Annotated in this window: 12 protein-coding genes; 1 reads left to right on the forward strand and 11 read right to left on the reverse strand. The window is 73.5% G+C overall.

Annotated features, from left to right (window positions below):
* Nucleotides 1–29: 29 nt before the first annotated feature.
* The 10 genes from DER29_RS09120 to eccCa all read right to left on the reverse strand — a co-directional run bounded on the left by DER29_RS09120 (nt 30) and on the right by eccCa (nt 10,260).
* On the reverse strand, nt 30–1,364 hold the full coding sequence (locus tag DER29_RS09120; protein WP_148709995.1) for a WXG100 family type VII secretion target: 1,335 nt from the start codon (nt 1,362–1,364) through the stop codon (nt 30–32).
* A 16-nt stretch (nt 1,365–1,380) separates the two neighbouring features.
* Entirely contained in the window at nt 1,381–1,941 is a 561-nt protein-coding gene (locus DER29_RS09125) for a hypothetical protein (RefSeq protein WP_121396948.1), read from the reverse strand.
* 33 nt (nt 1,942–1,974) lie between these two features.
* A complete protein-coding gene (locus DER29_RS09130; protein WP_121396949.1) occupies nt 1,975–3,552 on the reverse strand; it encodes a S8 family serine peptidase in 1,578 nt (525 codons plus the stop codon).
* 82 nt (nt 3,553–3,634) lie between these two features.
* Nucleotides 3,635–3,913, reverse strand: a complete 279-nt coding sequence (locus DER29_RS09135; RefSeq protein ID WP_101413905.1) for a WXG100 family type VII secretion target — start codon at nt 3,911–3,913, stop codon at nt 3,635–3,637.
* A 28-nt stretch (nt 3,914–3,941) separates the two neighbouring features.
* Entirely contained in the window at nt 3,942–4,250 is a 309-nt protein-coding gene (locus DER29_RS09140; protein WP_121396950.1) for a WXG100 family type VII secretion target, read from the reverse strand.
* A 169-nt stretch (nt 4,251–4,419) separates the two neighbouring features.
* Complete coding sequence (locus DER29_RS09145; protein ID WP_121396951.1) at nt 4,420–4,680, reverse strand: hypothetical protein; 261 nt, start codon at nt 4,678–4,680, stop codon at nt 4,420–4,422.
* A 29-nt stretch (nt 4,681–4,709) separates the two neighbouring features.
* Nucleotides 4,710–5,438 (reverse strand): hypothetical protein, encoded by a 729-nt coding sequence (locus tag DER29_RS09150; RefSeq protein ID WP_121396952.1) that lies wholly within the window; start codon nt 5,436–5,438, stop codon nt 4,710–4,712.
* A gap of 31 nt (nt 5,439–5,469) precedes the next feature.
* Nucleotides 5,470–5,763 carry a hypothetical protein gene (locus DER29_RS09155; protein ID WP_121396953.1) on the reverse strand — a complete coding sequence of 98 codons (294 nt, stop codon included), beginning with the start codon at nt 5,761–5,763 and terminating at the stop codon, nt 5,470–5,472.
* 16 nt (nt 5,764–5,779) lie between these two features.
* Nucleotides 5,780–6,202, reverse strand: a complete 423-nt coding sequence (locus DER29_RS09160) for a YbaB/EbfC family nucleoid-associated protein (protein ID WP_233599698.1) — start codon at nt 6,200–6,202, stop codon at nt 5,780–5,782.
* A gap of 95 nt (nt 6,203–6,297) precedes the next feature.
* A complete protein-coding gene (gene eccCa / locus DER29_RS09165; RefSeq protein WP_121396955.1) occupies nt 6,298–10,260 on the reverse strand; it encodes a type VII secretion protein EccCa in 3,963 nt (1,320 codons plus the stop codon).
* A 168-nt stretch (nt 10,261–10,428) separates the two neighbouring features.
* On the opposite strand from eccCa, the gene eccD reads away from it, so the two are divergent.
* Complete coding sequence (gene eccD / locus DER29_RS09170; RefSeq protein ID WP_121396956.1) at nt 10,429–11,826, forward strand: type VII secretion integral membrane protein EccD; 1,398 nt, start codon at nt 10,429–10,431, stop codon at nt 11,824–11,826.
* A 21-nt stretch (nt 11,827–11,847) separates the two neighbouring features.
* Here eccD and DER29_RS09175 read toward each other — a convergent pair whose 3' ends face one another.
* The gene (locus DER29_RS09175; protein ID WP_121396957.1) at nt 11,848–13,029 is read right to left on the reverse strand and encodes a type VII secretion protein EccE; all 1,182 of its coding nucleotides are present in this window, start codon (nt 13,027–13,029) and stop codon (nt 11,848–11,850) included.
* Nucleotides 13,030–13,144 lie beyond the last annotated feature (115 nt).

Consider the following 13,144-nt stretch of genomic DNA (forward strand, 5'->3'; position numbering starts at 1 on the left):
TGCGGTGGACGGCGCTCGGCACGATTCCGTCAGCGCAGGATGCCCGGCGTACCGCCGCCGTCCGCGCCCCAGACGTCCTCGTCCTCCTCCAGCCAGGTGTTGCGGGGGGCCTCCTCCTCGCCGTAGCCGGCACCCATGCCGGCCATGCCACCGACGCCCCGTGCGCCCGCGCCGACGCCCTTGGCGCCCGCACCGGCGGCACCCGCGCGCCCGCCGCCACGGCCGGCCCCACCGGCCGCGCCGCCCATCATCGGCGCCATGCCGCCCGCACCGAGCTTGCCGCCGGCACCGAGCTTGCCACCAGCGCCCCGGCCGCCACCGCGGTTGGCGCCCGCCGCGCCGCCGCCCATCATCGGCCCCATGTTGGGGCTCACCGGCCGGCCGAGCGAGCCGCCGCCCGGGATGACGCCCCCGCCGCCGAGGCCGCCACCGGAGCCCAGGCCGCCACCGCCGCCGAGCCCGGAGGTGCCGGGCACGCCGCCGCCACCGCCGCCGCCGAGCGCGGGAACCGTCGGGGCGCCGGCACCGGCCAGACCGCTGCCGTAGTCGTCGGCGAGGCTGCCGGTGCTCGGGTCGTAACCGCCGCTCGGGTCGTAACCGCCGCTCGGGTCGTAGCCGCCACCGGTCAGGCCGGGGTGCGCGGTGGAGCCGATCCCGGTGGTCCCGGTCTCGGGCACGCCGGCCCCGCTGAGCGACGGCATGCCACCGCCCGGCATGCCACCGGTCGAGGGCATGCCGCCCATGCTGGGCGCGCCGCCGACGCTGCCAGCGCCGGGGCCGGCGCCGAGGTCGGGGGTCTGCACGTCCGGCGACTGGGTGGTGCCCGGCGTGGTCTGGCCGGGCGTGCCCGAGTCGATCGTCACGTACTCGCCGCTGACCTGGTTGTAGACCTTGGCCGCCTCGTCCGACTTGTCGTTGAGCCAGTCGGCGAGCGAGGTGAGCGGGTCGAGCAGGCCCAGGAAGTCGGGCTTGACCTTCATCTCGAAGAGGCCCGTGTCGATCACGATGCGGCCGTTGCGCGCCTCGAGCACGTCGTTGACGCAGCTCGCGGGGATGGGGAACTCGGCCTGCGCGGCGCTCAGCTTGTCGGCGGCGGTCTTCAACGACTGGACGATGCCGTTGTGTTTCTCGGCGTCGTCGACGACCCGGCCCGTGTCCGTGGCGATCTGCTTGATGTGGGTCTTGAAGGACTCGTACGCCGGGCCCTTCCACACCTCACCGAGATCGGCGACGTTCGTCTCCAGGCTCTCCTTGACGGAGTTCAGGTTCTTCAGCAGCTGCTCCCAGCCCAGGGCGGCGCTGGTGACGTCGCCCGGCCTGCCCGCGACGACGATCTGCTGGCACATCTCTTCCCAGCTCGGCATCCTGTCACCCTCCCGATCAGCCGTTGGATCCGTTGGTGGCGGCTTGGCTGAAGGCGCGCTCCATCTCGGCGGCGGACATGGCGTTCGCCTTCTCCGCCGTCTCGTAGTTCTCCTTGACCTCGCGCAGCGCGTTGGCGGCCTGGTAGAGGTCCTCGGCGAGCTTGCGGACGCTCTGCTGCGTGGTGGTGAAGAGGCTGCCGTGCTTGCGGGCCAGGTCGCCCGCCCGGTCGAAGGCGCCGAGCGGGCTGGTCGCCCCGCCGCCGACGCCGTTCAGGCCGCCCGACGCCGCCGCGCCGCCCATCTTGTCCTGGATCTCGACCATCGTGTACGACTGCTTGTTGAGAAACGAGGCGTGCGACTCCAACCACTCGATGGCGCTGTCCAGGCTGGACGCGTCCCACTCCGTGTTGTCGCCGCTCTCGCCCGCCCCCGGCACCAGGCCGGAGGGGGTCTGCGCCCGGTTGACGTTGTCCATCGTGATGCCGCTGACGTGCACGGTGGGTGCCAGCGGGGTGATGGGCATGTATGGGGTGTCCACCCGGATCTCCTCCGGCTGGTCCGTCCTGTCGTCCGTCATCGGTTCCTCCCCGTCGCCGACTGACAATGTGGCTTACTGCTGGTGTCCGCCGGGGGCCGGCGGGGGTGGTGCCGTCGGCGCGGCGCCGGGCGGCTGCCAGGCACCAGCCTGGGGTGCCGGCGGCGCACCGTACGGGTGGGTCCCGCCGGTGGGCGTCGGGCCGTACCCGGGCGGGGGTCCCGCCTGGGGCGGTGCGGGCATGCCCGGTGCCCCGCCGGGTGGCGGATATCCGGGCGCGCCGAACTGCGGGTTACCGTGCGACCCGACCGGTGCGCCGCCGGCCGGCGGGTGGCCGGGGGGCGGCGGGTAACCGGGCGGACCGGCCTGCGGGCCGCCGGCCGGTGGATAGCCCGGCGGCGGATAGCCGGGCGGGCCGCCGGGTGGCGGGTACCCGGGCGGGCCGGGCCGGGCAGCGGTCGCCTTCCGTCGGGACCGACGCACCAGCACGATCACGAGGATCAGCAACGCGACGGGCACGAGCAGGCAGAGCGCACCCCGGACCAGCGCGCCGGTGTCCTTCTTCATGCTGATCGACACCGCCGGCCCGTCGTCCTTCTGCGGCTCCGCCGCGCCCGCGGACGGGGCGGCGCCGTTCGCGGCACCGGCGAGCAACGGGTGCGCGTCCACCGCCGGCACCGAGCGGGTCAGCGCGGCGAGCGGGTCGATCGCGCCGAAGCCGTACTGGCTGTCGCGGCCGGCCGGGCCCTGGTCCCGGGCGGTGCGGATCAGCCGGTTCGCCACGTTGGCCGCGTCGAGGTCCGGGTACTTCGCGCGGACCAGCGCCGCCACCCCGGAGGTGATGGCGGCGGCGTCGCTCGTGCCGCTGCCGATGCCGTAACCGTTGGAGGACACCGACGCGGACCGGGGAGAGATGATCTCCTGCATCGGCGCGGCGAGCACGGCCTCCCGGCCGGTGGCGCTCTGCGCGAAGAACTCGCCGTTCTTCGCCAGCCCGGTCACCGCGATGACACCGGGGATGTTCGCGGGGCTGGTGACGACGCGGTCGTTCTGCAGCCGGTTGCCGGCCGAGGCGATCAGCACGACGTCCTTGTCCAGGGCGTACCGGACGGCGGCGATCTCGTCGGGGGTCGCCGCCGTGCCCGTCCCGACGGACATGTTAATCACGTCGGCGCCGGCGTCGGCCGCCCAGCGGATGCCCGCCGAGAGGTCTGCCGAGTCGAAGGAGTCGCCCATCGCGACGGGCAGGATCTTCGCCTCCGGGGCGATGCCCAGGTGCCGCATCGCGCCACCGCCCCGGGACGCGATGATCCCGGCCATCGCCGAACCGTGGGCCTTCCTGGCGTCGTCGTCACGGCGACCGTCGGCCGCCGTCCCGGAGCCGATGCCCTTGCCCGGCAGGACCTGACCGCGCAGGTCCGGCAGGTTGGGGTTGACCCCGGTGTCGATGACCGCGACGGTGACGCCCTTGCCCCTGGTGAGCTTGTGGGCCTGCGGGATCTTCAGGGTGTCGAGGTACCACTGGAGGCCACGCACCGTGTCGGCGCGTGCCGGGGCCGGCGCGACCAGTGGACCGGAACCGGCGCCGACGACAAACGCCAGCGCCGCGACGGCCAGCCGGAGCTTGGGCCGCGAAGGCTTCCCCGCACGCATGATTCTCCCAGGACCTATCGACGCACAACGCGACGCGGCTCCGACCCGGTCGAACCGGACCGGAGCCGCGTCGGCGATTGTGTCAGTTCCACGCCTTGGCGTTGCTCATCTCGGTGCTGACGTAGTTCTCGCGGGCGATGCCCACGGCGCCACCGATGTCGTTCAGGATCTTGTTGATGTCCCGGACGGCGGCGTCCCACTGCGCCTGGTGCTGCTCGTACGCGGCACGGTCCTCACCGTCCCACTGGAGCTTCGACAGCATCGAACGCAGCGTGTCCAGCTTCTCGTCGATGGTCTTCGAGATGGCCATCATCTGCTGGTTGCTGCTCTCGAGGACCGCGTAGTCAACCTTGATGCTCATGAGTTCCTCCTCTGCTCGTCTCGGCGGATCACGGGTTGAGTGCAGAGTGGAACTTGTCCAGCATCTGCTGCTGCTCTTCGTCGTTGACCTGGTGCGTCGTACCCGACTTGTCGAGCAGGTCGGCGATGTTGTCCATCGCCGTCAGCAGCTTGCCCGTGTCCTCGTTCCAGCGCTGCATGAGCGACTGGAAGCCGGTGGACGCCTGCCCCTTCCAGGCGATGGCCAGGTCGTCGACCACGTTCCACAGCTTCTTCAGCTCGCCGTCGACCTCGCTGCGCGTGGAGCGCACGTCACCCGCGGCGGTATGCAGAGTCGCTGCTTCGACCTCGAACGCCATGCTTCACACCCTTCCGTCTTCTTGTGGCGGCGCAGTCGCCGCGTCCTCCCCCGCCGCAAGGCAATCACCCCACCGACGGACACTCAGCCAAGACCGTAGCGGACGGTGTCCACCACGCGCAGCCCTGCCCTGAGTGGTTACACAAAAGCCGCCGAAGGGTCCCGCCCGGCTAGGAGGAACGGGAGTACGAGCGGACGTGCATCACCAGGCCGACCACGAAGATGAGGGCCAGCATCGATACGAGCACCCACTGCACCGCGTCGTCGGCGAGGGTGCCGAGGGCCAGCCCGAACGCCGCCACCCCACTGAGCAGGACGAGTTCCATCGCCCTGCGGGCCACCCGCGACCGGGCGAGCTGCGCGACCAACCCCAGGACGACGAAGACCGGAATGGTCGTCAGCGCGTACCCGAACAACATGCTCTGCCACACGGTGGCACCCAACCTCTCGGCCCGGTCGCTCAGGCCCGGTAGAAGCCCGAATCCTGCACCCAGTCGATCTTGATGTCCTGGATGTCGGGGTCGGCGTCGCCGGTCGCCCAGCCCGGACGGGAGTCCGAGACGAAGTTGTACTGGCTGTTACCGCGGAACGCCGACGCCACCGTGGAGAACAGCGCGCCGATGTCCGTGAAGATGAGCCCGAGGATCGCGGCGGTGGCGGTGAGGCCGGCCACCCCGATCGCCTGCGCCAGCGGCGCGGTCGCCGGGAACGCCTGCAGGGCCACGGCCGCGATGACCGCGATGAGGATCGGCACCAACGCGCCGACCAGGGCGTCGATCGAGGCGTTGAAGTGGTCGCGGACGGCGGTCAGCGCGTCCTTGTTGGCGTTGAGCGCCTCCGCGAGCGCCCCGATCTCGGCGTTCAGCTTCTGCACGAAGGCGTCGAACGCGTCCCGGTCCTCGAAGTCCCACTCGTCGCTGGAGGGGATCACGCTCTCCAGCGCCGCGCCGAACTGGTCGCCGCCCAGGAAGCGGGCCGCGTCGCCCCACTCCTTGATGGACTGGTTGACCTCGTCGTTGTCGAACGTCTCGAGGTGGATGATGGCGGCGGTCAGGAACGCGGCGCCGACCAGCCACACCCAGTTGGCCCGGGCCGCCCCGGCCAGCGAGCGGACCGGCGCGGTCTGCGCGGCGACGCTGTGCGTCCCCACCACCGAGCCCGAGGAATTCGCGATCAGGATCTCCGGCATCGAGCCCTCCCTGCGTCCCGCACCCGCGAGGTCACTTGACCACCCAGGGCTGGTCCGACTTCTCCCAGTTGAGCGCGCTCTGTTCGAGGTTGGCGGCGGCCCTCTCCAGGTGCTCGACGCCGGTGCGCAGGTTGTCGAGGTGACCGTCGACGGCATCGTTGTGCGCGCTGACGGCGGACAGGCCGAGCAGCGTCATGGACATGCCCGACAGTTTGACGCCCTCCAGCGCCCGCTGCGCGTTGCGCAGGTAGGCCATCGGGCCGTCGGCGGCCGCGAGCTTCTGCCCGGCCTTGCGGATGGCGTCGACGTCGACGACGTTGGCCACTGACCCTCTCCTCTCGTCAGCCGCGCAGCCGGCGCAGCGGGTCGTTGAGATCCACCCCGAACTGCTGGAACCACTCCTCCGGGGTGACCTTGCCCGCCTCGGCCCGTCGGACCAGGTCGGCGCCGCCGAGCATCTCCTCCAGCAGCTCGCGCTGCCGCTCGGCGTGCGCGTCGTAGGCGGCGTCGATGGCGGCCTGCAGCGACTCGGCCAGGCTGAAGCTGTCCAGCCGCATCGCCCGGGCGTCGATCTGGACGTCGCCGACCTTCATGTCGCCGTCGACGGTGACCTGGACCAGGCCGTCCGGGCTCTCCCCGACGACCCGCAGCTCGGCGCGCTGCCGCTGGAAGTCCGCGAGCCGGCGCTGCTGCTCCTGCGCCTGGCGCAGGATGCCCTCGAGTCCGGCCCCGCCCATGCCGCCGGGCGTCCACGATGTGCTCAAAACGGTCCTCTCGTCGGCTGCGACGCTCGTGCCGCAGGTTACCGGATGCCGTCACACCGGGGCGGTCCCGCCGACCGCCGTCTCGGCGGGGGACCTCAGGCCGGCTCCGACCAGGCGGTCTGGATGAGCTGCTGGCCGTCGCGGCGGCGCACCAGCGTGCCCCGACCGGGCGGCTGCGGGCTCGGCCGCAGCGTGCCGAAGACCGCGCCCTCCTCCCGGTTGCCGGACATCAGCAGGCCGGGCTGGTCCAGCTCGCGCAGGCGTTGCAGGACCGGCTCGTAGAGCGCCCGGGCCACGCCACCCACCCGCCGGGTGACGATCAGGTGCAGGCCGATGTCGCGGGCCTGGGGCAGCAGCTCGTGCAGGGCGCTGAGCGGGTTGTTGCCGCCCGAGGCGACCAGGTCGTAGTCGTCGACCAGGATGTAGAGGTCCGGCCCCTTCCACCAGCTGCGGTCGCGCAACTGCGCGGTGGTGACATCCGGGCCGGGCAGCCGGTTGGACAGCGCGCTGCGGATCGACGCGAGCCCCTGCGCGAACACCTGATTCGACGGCGCGTAGTCGAGCAGGTGGTCCCCCTCGACCGCACCGAGCAGACCGCGCCGGTAGTCGGCGATGACCAGCCGGGCCTGCGCCGGGGTGTACCGCTCCGTGATGCCCCGCGCGATCAGCCGCAGCAGGTTGGTCTTGCCGCACTCGGCGTCGCCGAAGACCGTCAGGTGCGGCTCGTTGACGAGGTCGAGGTAGACCGGGGCCAGCGCCGACTCGTTGACGCCGATCGGCAGGCCCGGCGCCGACCGGTCGGCGACCCGGGCCAGCTCGCTGAGGGGCAGCCTGCGCGGCAGCAGTCGTACCTTCGGCGCCGGCTGGCCCTTCCAGGCCTCCGCGACGTGCCGGGACAGGGCGATGGACGCCTCGGTCAGGTCGTCGATGTCGCGCCGGCCGTCGATCCGGGAGATGGCGGTCAGGAAGTGCAGCTTGTCGCGGGTCAGGCCGCGGCCGGGCGAGCCGGTCGGGACGTTCGCCGCCGCCCGCCGGTCGATCTCCGACTCGTTGGCGTCACCGAGACGCAGCTCCAGCTTCGTGCCGAGCAGGTCCCGCATGTTGATCCGGATCTCCGCCCACCGCACGGCGGTCAGCACCACGTGCACGCCGAAGCCCAGGCCACGGTTGGCCAGGGTGGTGATCGTCTGCTCCAGCTCCTCGTACTCCTGGCGCAGCGTGTTCCAGCCGTCGACGACGAGGAAGACGTCGCCGAACGGGTCGTCGGCGAACTCCCCGGCCGCCCGGCGGCGGCGGTAGCTCGCCACCGAGTCGATGCCGTGCTGGGCGAACCGGTTCTCCCGCTCGTCCAGGACGGCCACCACCTCGGCCACCGTACGGCGTACCGCCTCGGTGTCCCGCCGCCCGGCCACGCCGGCCGTGTGCGGCAGCCCGTCCAGGCTGCGCAGCGCGCCACCACCGAAGTCCAGGCAGAAGAACTGCACCTCGCGCGGGGTGTGGGTGAGCGCGAGCGAGGCGAGCATGGAGCGCAGCATCGTGCTCTTGCCGCTGAGCGAGGCGCCGACGATCACCACGTTGCCGCCCGCGCCGGCCAGGTCCACGAGCATCGGGTCACGGCGCTGCTCGTACGGCCGGTCCACGATGCCCACCGGAGCGGCCAGCCGCCCGCGACCACCCCACGAGGCGGTGCAGAGGCCGTACCTCGGGTCGACGCTCAGCGGCGGCAGCAGCTCGCCCAGGCCCGGCGGCTCCGCCAGCGGCGGCAGCCAGACCTGGTGCGCCGGGCGGCCCCGCCCCTTCAGCCGGTCGATCAGCACGTCCAGCATCGCCACGGCCTTGCCGTCGGCGGGCTGCTCCGGCTCGGGCGCGTCCGGCACCGGCAGGGTCGGGTTCTGCACCGGCACGAAGTCCACCCCGTACCGGACGATCCGGCGCTGCACCAGCGCCCGCGACGACACGCCGGCCTGCCCCGGGGCGCGGTACGGCCCGGACACGTACGCGGCCCGGAACCGCAGCATGGTGCTGGTGTCGGTCTTCAGGTAGCCGTGGCCGGGGGCGTTGGGCAGCTCGTACGCGTCCGGCACGCCGAGCACGATCCGGCTCTCCACCGCCGAGAAGGTACGCAGACCGATCCGGTACGACAGGTGGGTGTCCAGGCCGCGCAGCTTGCCCTCCTCCAGCCGCTGGCTGGCCAGCAGCAGGTGCACGCCGAGCGACCGACCCAGCCGGCCGATCATCACGAAGAGGTCGATGAAGTCGGGCTTCGCGGCGAGCAGCTCGCTGAACTCGTCGCAGATGATGAGCAGGCTGGGCATCGGGTCCAGCGGCTCGCCGGCCGCCCGGGCCTTCTCGTAGTCGTAGCGGGAGACGTAGTTGCCGGCGGCCCGCAGCACCTCCTGGCGGCGGGTCATCTCACCGGCCAGCGCGTCCTTCATGCGGTCGACCAGCGGCAGCTCGTCGGCCAGGTTGGTGATCACCGCGCTGGTGTGCGGCAGCGCGTCCAGCGAGGCGAAGGTGGCGCCGCCCTTGAAGTCGACCAGGACGAAGTTGAGCTCCTCGGAGGAGTGCGTCACCGCCAGCGCGCCGACGATCGTGCGCAGCAGCTCGCTCTTGCCGGAACCGGTCGCGCCGATGATCAGGCCGTGCGGGCCCATGCCCTCGTGCGCGGACTCCTTGAAGTCCAGCTCGACCACGTTGCCGTCCGGCCCGACGCCGAGCGGGATGCGCAGCCGGTCGCGGTGGCTGCGCGGGCGCCAGGTCTGCTGCACGTCGACCGCGGCGGCGTCGCCGACGCCGAGCAGGTCCGGCAGCTCCATGCTCTTCGCCAGCGGCTCCTCCGACGTGGTCTGCTGCTGCGACAGCCGGTACGGGGCGATCTGCCGGGCCAGCCCCTCGGCGGCGGCCTCGGTGAGCCGGTCCGGCCGGCCGAGCCGGGACGAGGAGGTGCCGCGGACCAGTTCGAGGGAGCTGCCGTCGCCCACGTCGAGGCAGAGCAGCCAGCGGCCGGCGTCCCGGGGCACGGTGCCGGAGAGGTCGATGACGGTCGCGCCGAGCAGCCCCGGCCCCATGAGCTGGCAGGCGGCCGAGACCTCACCGCCGTCGATCACCACCACGAGGTGCGCCGCGGTGGTCAGCGGCTTCGCCTCCGGCGCGAACCGGGGCCGGCCGGCCAGCTCGCCGGCGAGCGCCTCCTCGGCCTCCGCGAGGCTGGCGAAGACCATCCGGCGGGCGCCCGCCGCGTCGGTGCGGGCGCTGTGGTGGTTGTGCGGCAGCCACTTCACCCAGTCCCAGGACGGCTGCCGGTCGGGCGCGGCGACGATCGCGACGACCATGTCGTCGGGGGCGTGGAAGGTGGCGAGCTGGCCGAGCGCGGCCCGCGTCAGGTCGAGCACCGGCTCCCGGTCGCCGCGCAGCACCACCCGGCTGAACGCCCGCACGGAGAGCGCGGTCGGCAGGTCCGGCACGCTCGAGTGGGCGCGGACGAAGCGACGCAGCGCGATGGCGCTCATCGGCTCCAGGTCCTCGACCGGCTTGGTCTCCGGCGGGACGATCTCCACGGCCAGGCGCTGCGGACCGGTGGCGATCCGGGTCTCGCCGAAGTCGTCCTCGGTGATCCGCCGCTCCCACAGCCGCCGGGAGGCGGCGATCGACCAGAGCGCGTCCGGCTCCGGGTGCCGCCAGGCCATCGCCGCCCGCTGCTGCTCGGCGGCGCGCCGGGTGCGCTTGCGCATCTGGGCCAGGTAGCGCATGTAGTCGCGCCGGTCGGCGTTGAGTTCGGCCTTGTCGTTGTTGCCGTTGCTCAGCGACCCGAGCGCCATGCCCAGCATCGAGACGCCGAAGAGGCCGCCGGCGATGTAGGTCATCGTGCCGCCGCCCCGGCCCGCGTAGAGGAACGCCATGGCGCCCACGCCGCAGACCATCGGCAGGATCATCAGCAGCTGCCCCATCCCGCGCGGGGTGGGCTCGGGCAGCTCCGGAGGCGACTCCAGCAGCACCTCGCCTCGCGGCAGCGCAGGCCCCGGCTGACGCGGGAGCCGGCGGAACACCACCGTGCTCACGGCTGTCTCCTCCCCAGAAGCGGCCCTGATGAAGTTCGGCGAGCGACCGGAGTCGTCGGGTGGGCATCGTACGTGCCCGCCATCGTAGGTAATCTCCCGTGGGCGTCAGGAACCCGTGCGTCGGCGTCGCCGGCCAGGGGTGATCGTAGAGAGCGCGAGGAGGCCACTGTGGCGACGAAGACGGCGACCGGCGGCCTGAGCCGGATCACCATCGTGGCGCCCCGCACCCGGATGGACCTCGCGCTGCCGTCGGACGTACCGCTCGCCGACCTGCTGCCGACCCTGCTCCGTTACGCGGGTGAGGACCTGGCCGACGAGGGGGTGCGGCACGGCGGCTGGAGCCTGGCCCGGCTGGGCGGCCAGCCGCTGGACGGCGGCCGGACCGCCACGCAGCTCGGCATCCGCGACGGCGAGGTGCTCTACTTCAACCCCCGGTCCGCCACCGCGCCGGAGATCGTCTTCGACGACGTGGTCGACGCCGTCGCCACCGCCACCAACCAGCGCCCGGGCGCCTGGCAGGTCGGCACCACCCGTTCCTTCGCGGTGCTCTTCGCCGCCGCGGCGCTCGGCGCCGGCGCGGTGGCGGCGCTGTTCACCGGGCCGCCGCACCTGCCGGGCGCGCTGGCCGCGCTGATCGTCGCGGTCGCCCTGGTGGTCGCCGCGGCCGTGTTGTCCCGGGCCGCCGCCGACAGCGCGACCGGGTCGGTGCTGGGGGTCGTCGGCCTGGCGTACGCGGGGGTCGGCGGCCTGCTGCTGCTCGCCGGCGACCGCCCGTTGACGGAGCTGGCCGCCCCGCACGTGCTCCTCGGCGCCACGGCGGTGGTGCTCTGCGCGGCGGTGGCCGCGCTGGCCGTCGGCGACCGGCTGCCGCTCTTCTTCGGCGCGGTCGCGGTCGGCGCCGTCACCGGCCTCGGCGCGGTGGTCAGCCTGGCCTTCGACACCGACGCGCCGGCCGCCGCCGCGGTGGTGGCCGCGATCGCGTTCGGCGCGGTGCCGGCGCTGCCGATGGCGGCGTACCGGCTGGCCCGGCTGCCGGTCCCGTCCATCCCGACCGGCCCCGACGACCTCAAGAGCGACACCGAGTCGGTGGACGGCCGGCAGGTCCTGCAGCTCAGCGAGCGGGCCGACGAGTTCCTGACCGGTTTGCTCTGGACGGTGTCGCTGCTGGTGCTCGGCGCCCAGGTCGTGCTCGCGCTGCACGGCAGCCTGCCGGCGGTGCTGCTCTGCCTCGTGCTGGCCCTGCTGTCGCTGCTGCGGGCCCGGCCGTTCCTGGGCCGCGCCCAGCGCACCCCGGTGCTGTTCGCCGGCACCGCCGGGCTCGGTCTGACCGCCGCCGCCACGTTCGGCAACGGCTCCACGGCGGTACGCCTCGGCGTGATCCTGGGCGGCCTGGTGCTCGCGGCCGTGGTGAGCCTGATCTACGGGCTCACCGTGGCCGGCAAGCGGATCTCCCCGGTCTGGGGCCGGCTGCTCGACATCGTGGAGATCATGCTGATCATCGCGCTGGTCCCGCTGGCCGTCTGGGTCGTCGGCCTCTACGGCTGGATCGTCAACCTCCGCCCCTGACCGGCTCTTTCGTCCCCGTTCTCAGTCGGTCGGGTGCAGGGTCGTGACGATGGTGGCCGCCGGGGCGGTGGCGTAGACGCCGGGACCGTGCTGGCCGTCCACCGGGCGGGCCGGAGCGCCGGACCGGCGGGCCACCTCCCGCACCGCCTTGACCAGCGCCTCCACGTGGTCGTCGAGCGCCGCCACCCGCAGCATCGGCGGGGCGACGCGCCCGCCCGGCAGCACCGCGACGGCCAGGGTGTGCGAGGGGGCGGACGTCGCCGTCACCGCGTCCACCAGCGGGCCGAACGGCGCGTCGGCCCGGGGCCGCAGGACCAGGCAACGCTGGGTCCAGCCGCCGCCACGCAGTCCCGTCCAGGTCTCCGCCGGCGGCGCCGGCGCCAGGTCCAGCCCGGCCGCGGAGACCACCGCCGCGCGCAGCTCGTCGCGGCTGAGGGGGCGGTGGGCGAGCCCGGCCGCGGTCAACGCCTTGCCCAGCCGGCCGATGCCGGCGGAGAGCGTGCGGTGCACGCCGGGCATGCCCCCGCCCCGGCTGACGGTCTCGACGCGGGCGTCCCGTACGGAGAGCCGCAGCGCCAGCCAGACCGTCCGGTGGGCCGCGGGCGGCGCTCCCGGCGCCGGGTACCAGACCAGGGTGTGCGAGACGACCTGGGCGCGGGTGACCGGGCCGGTGAAGTCGGCGAGCACCCGCAGTGCCCGGTCCATCACCGACGCCTCGACCGAACCGGCGGGAGCTCCGGCGTGGCCCTGCAACGCCACCGCCGCGAACCAGCCCTGCGCGTCCTGCCCGATGCCGAGGCGGGTGCCGCGGTCCGTGAGCTCGGTCACAGTCAGCTCCGGGGCGAGGGGCGCCAGCCTGGGGTCGGTCCCGCCGCCGGCCGCCACGGTGCTCCTGGCCGCCTCCCGGCGCCGCCGCAGCCGCCGGCGCAGCAGCAGGTCCTCGTACCACCAGCGGCCACCCCGGCGGGCGAAGACCGCGCCCACCACCGCCAGCGACAGCACCCCGACGCCGGCGGCGAGCCAGACCGGCCCGCCCAGCGCCGCCCAGACGGCCAGGGCGCAGAGTTCCAGCACCACGAGCTGCCCCACGGCCACGGGCCCGATCCGACCACGGTCGCGCCGGTCGGCCGGGACGACCGGCCGCTGGGCGACGCCGGACGGCTGCGGTGCCGGACGACCGGGTGGCGCCTGAACCTGCGTCATCGCTGACAGTCCTTTCTGGACGGCGGAGCGTCCGCCGGATCGGGTCGGGCGCTGGTCCCGGTGACCCGTCGACGGCCCCTTATCGTAGGGAAGCCCGCGACACCGACTCGGACCT

This window comes from Micromonospora sp. M71_S20, assembly GCF_003664255.1.
In the GTDB taxonomy this organism is placed as follows: domain Bacteria; phylum Actinomycetota; class Actinomycetes; order Mycobacteriales; family Micromonosporaceae; genus Micromonospora.

What these genes read in the sequence shown, in the direction of transcription:
- DER29_RS09125 (WP_121396948.1), bottom strand. Translation starts at nt 1,941, where the DNA reads ATGACGGACGACAGGACGGACCAGCCGGAGGAGATCCGGGTGGACACC.
- DER29_RS09130 (WP_121396949.1), bottom strand. Translation starts at nt 3,552, where the DNA reads ATGCGTGCGGGGAAGCCTTCGCGGCCCAAGCTCCGGCTGGCCGTCGCG.
- DER29_RS09120 (WP_148709995.1), bottom strand. Translation starts at nt 1,364, where the DNA reads ATGCCGAGCTGGGAAGAGATGTGCCAGCAGATCGTCGTCGCGGGCAGG.
- DER29_RS09140 (WP_121396950.1), bottom strand. Translation starts at nt 4,250, where the DNA reads ATGGCGTTCGAGGTCGAAGCAGCGACTCTGCATACCGCCGCGGGTGAC.
- DER29_RS09175 (WP_121396957.1), bottom strand. Translation starts at nt 13,029, where the DNA reads ATGACGCAGGTTCAGGCGCCACCCGGTCGTCCGGCACCGCAGCCGTCC.
- DER29_RS09150 (WP_121396952.1), bottom strand. Translation starts at nt 5,438, where the DNA reads ATGCCGGAGATCCTGATCGCGAATTCCTCGGGCTCGGTGGTGGGGACG.
- DER29_RS09135 (WP_101413905.1), bottom strand. Translation starts at nt 3,913, where the DNA reads ATGAGCATCAAGGTTGACTACGCGGTCCTCGAGAGCAGCAACCAGCAG.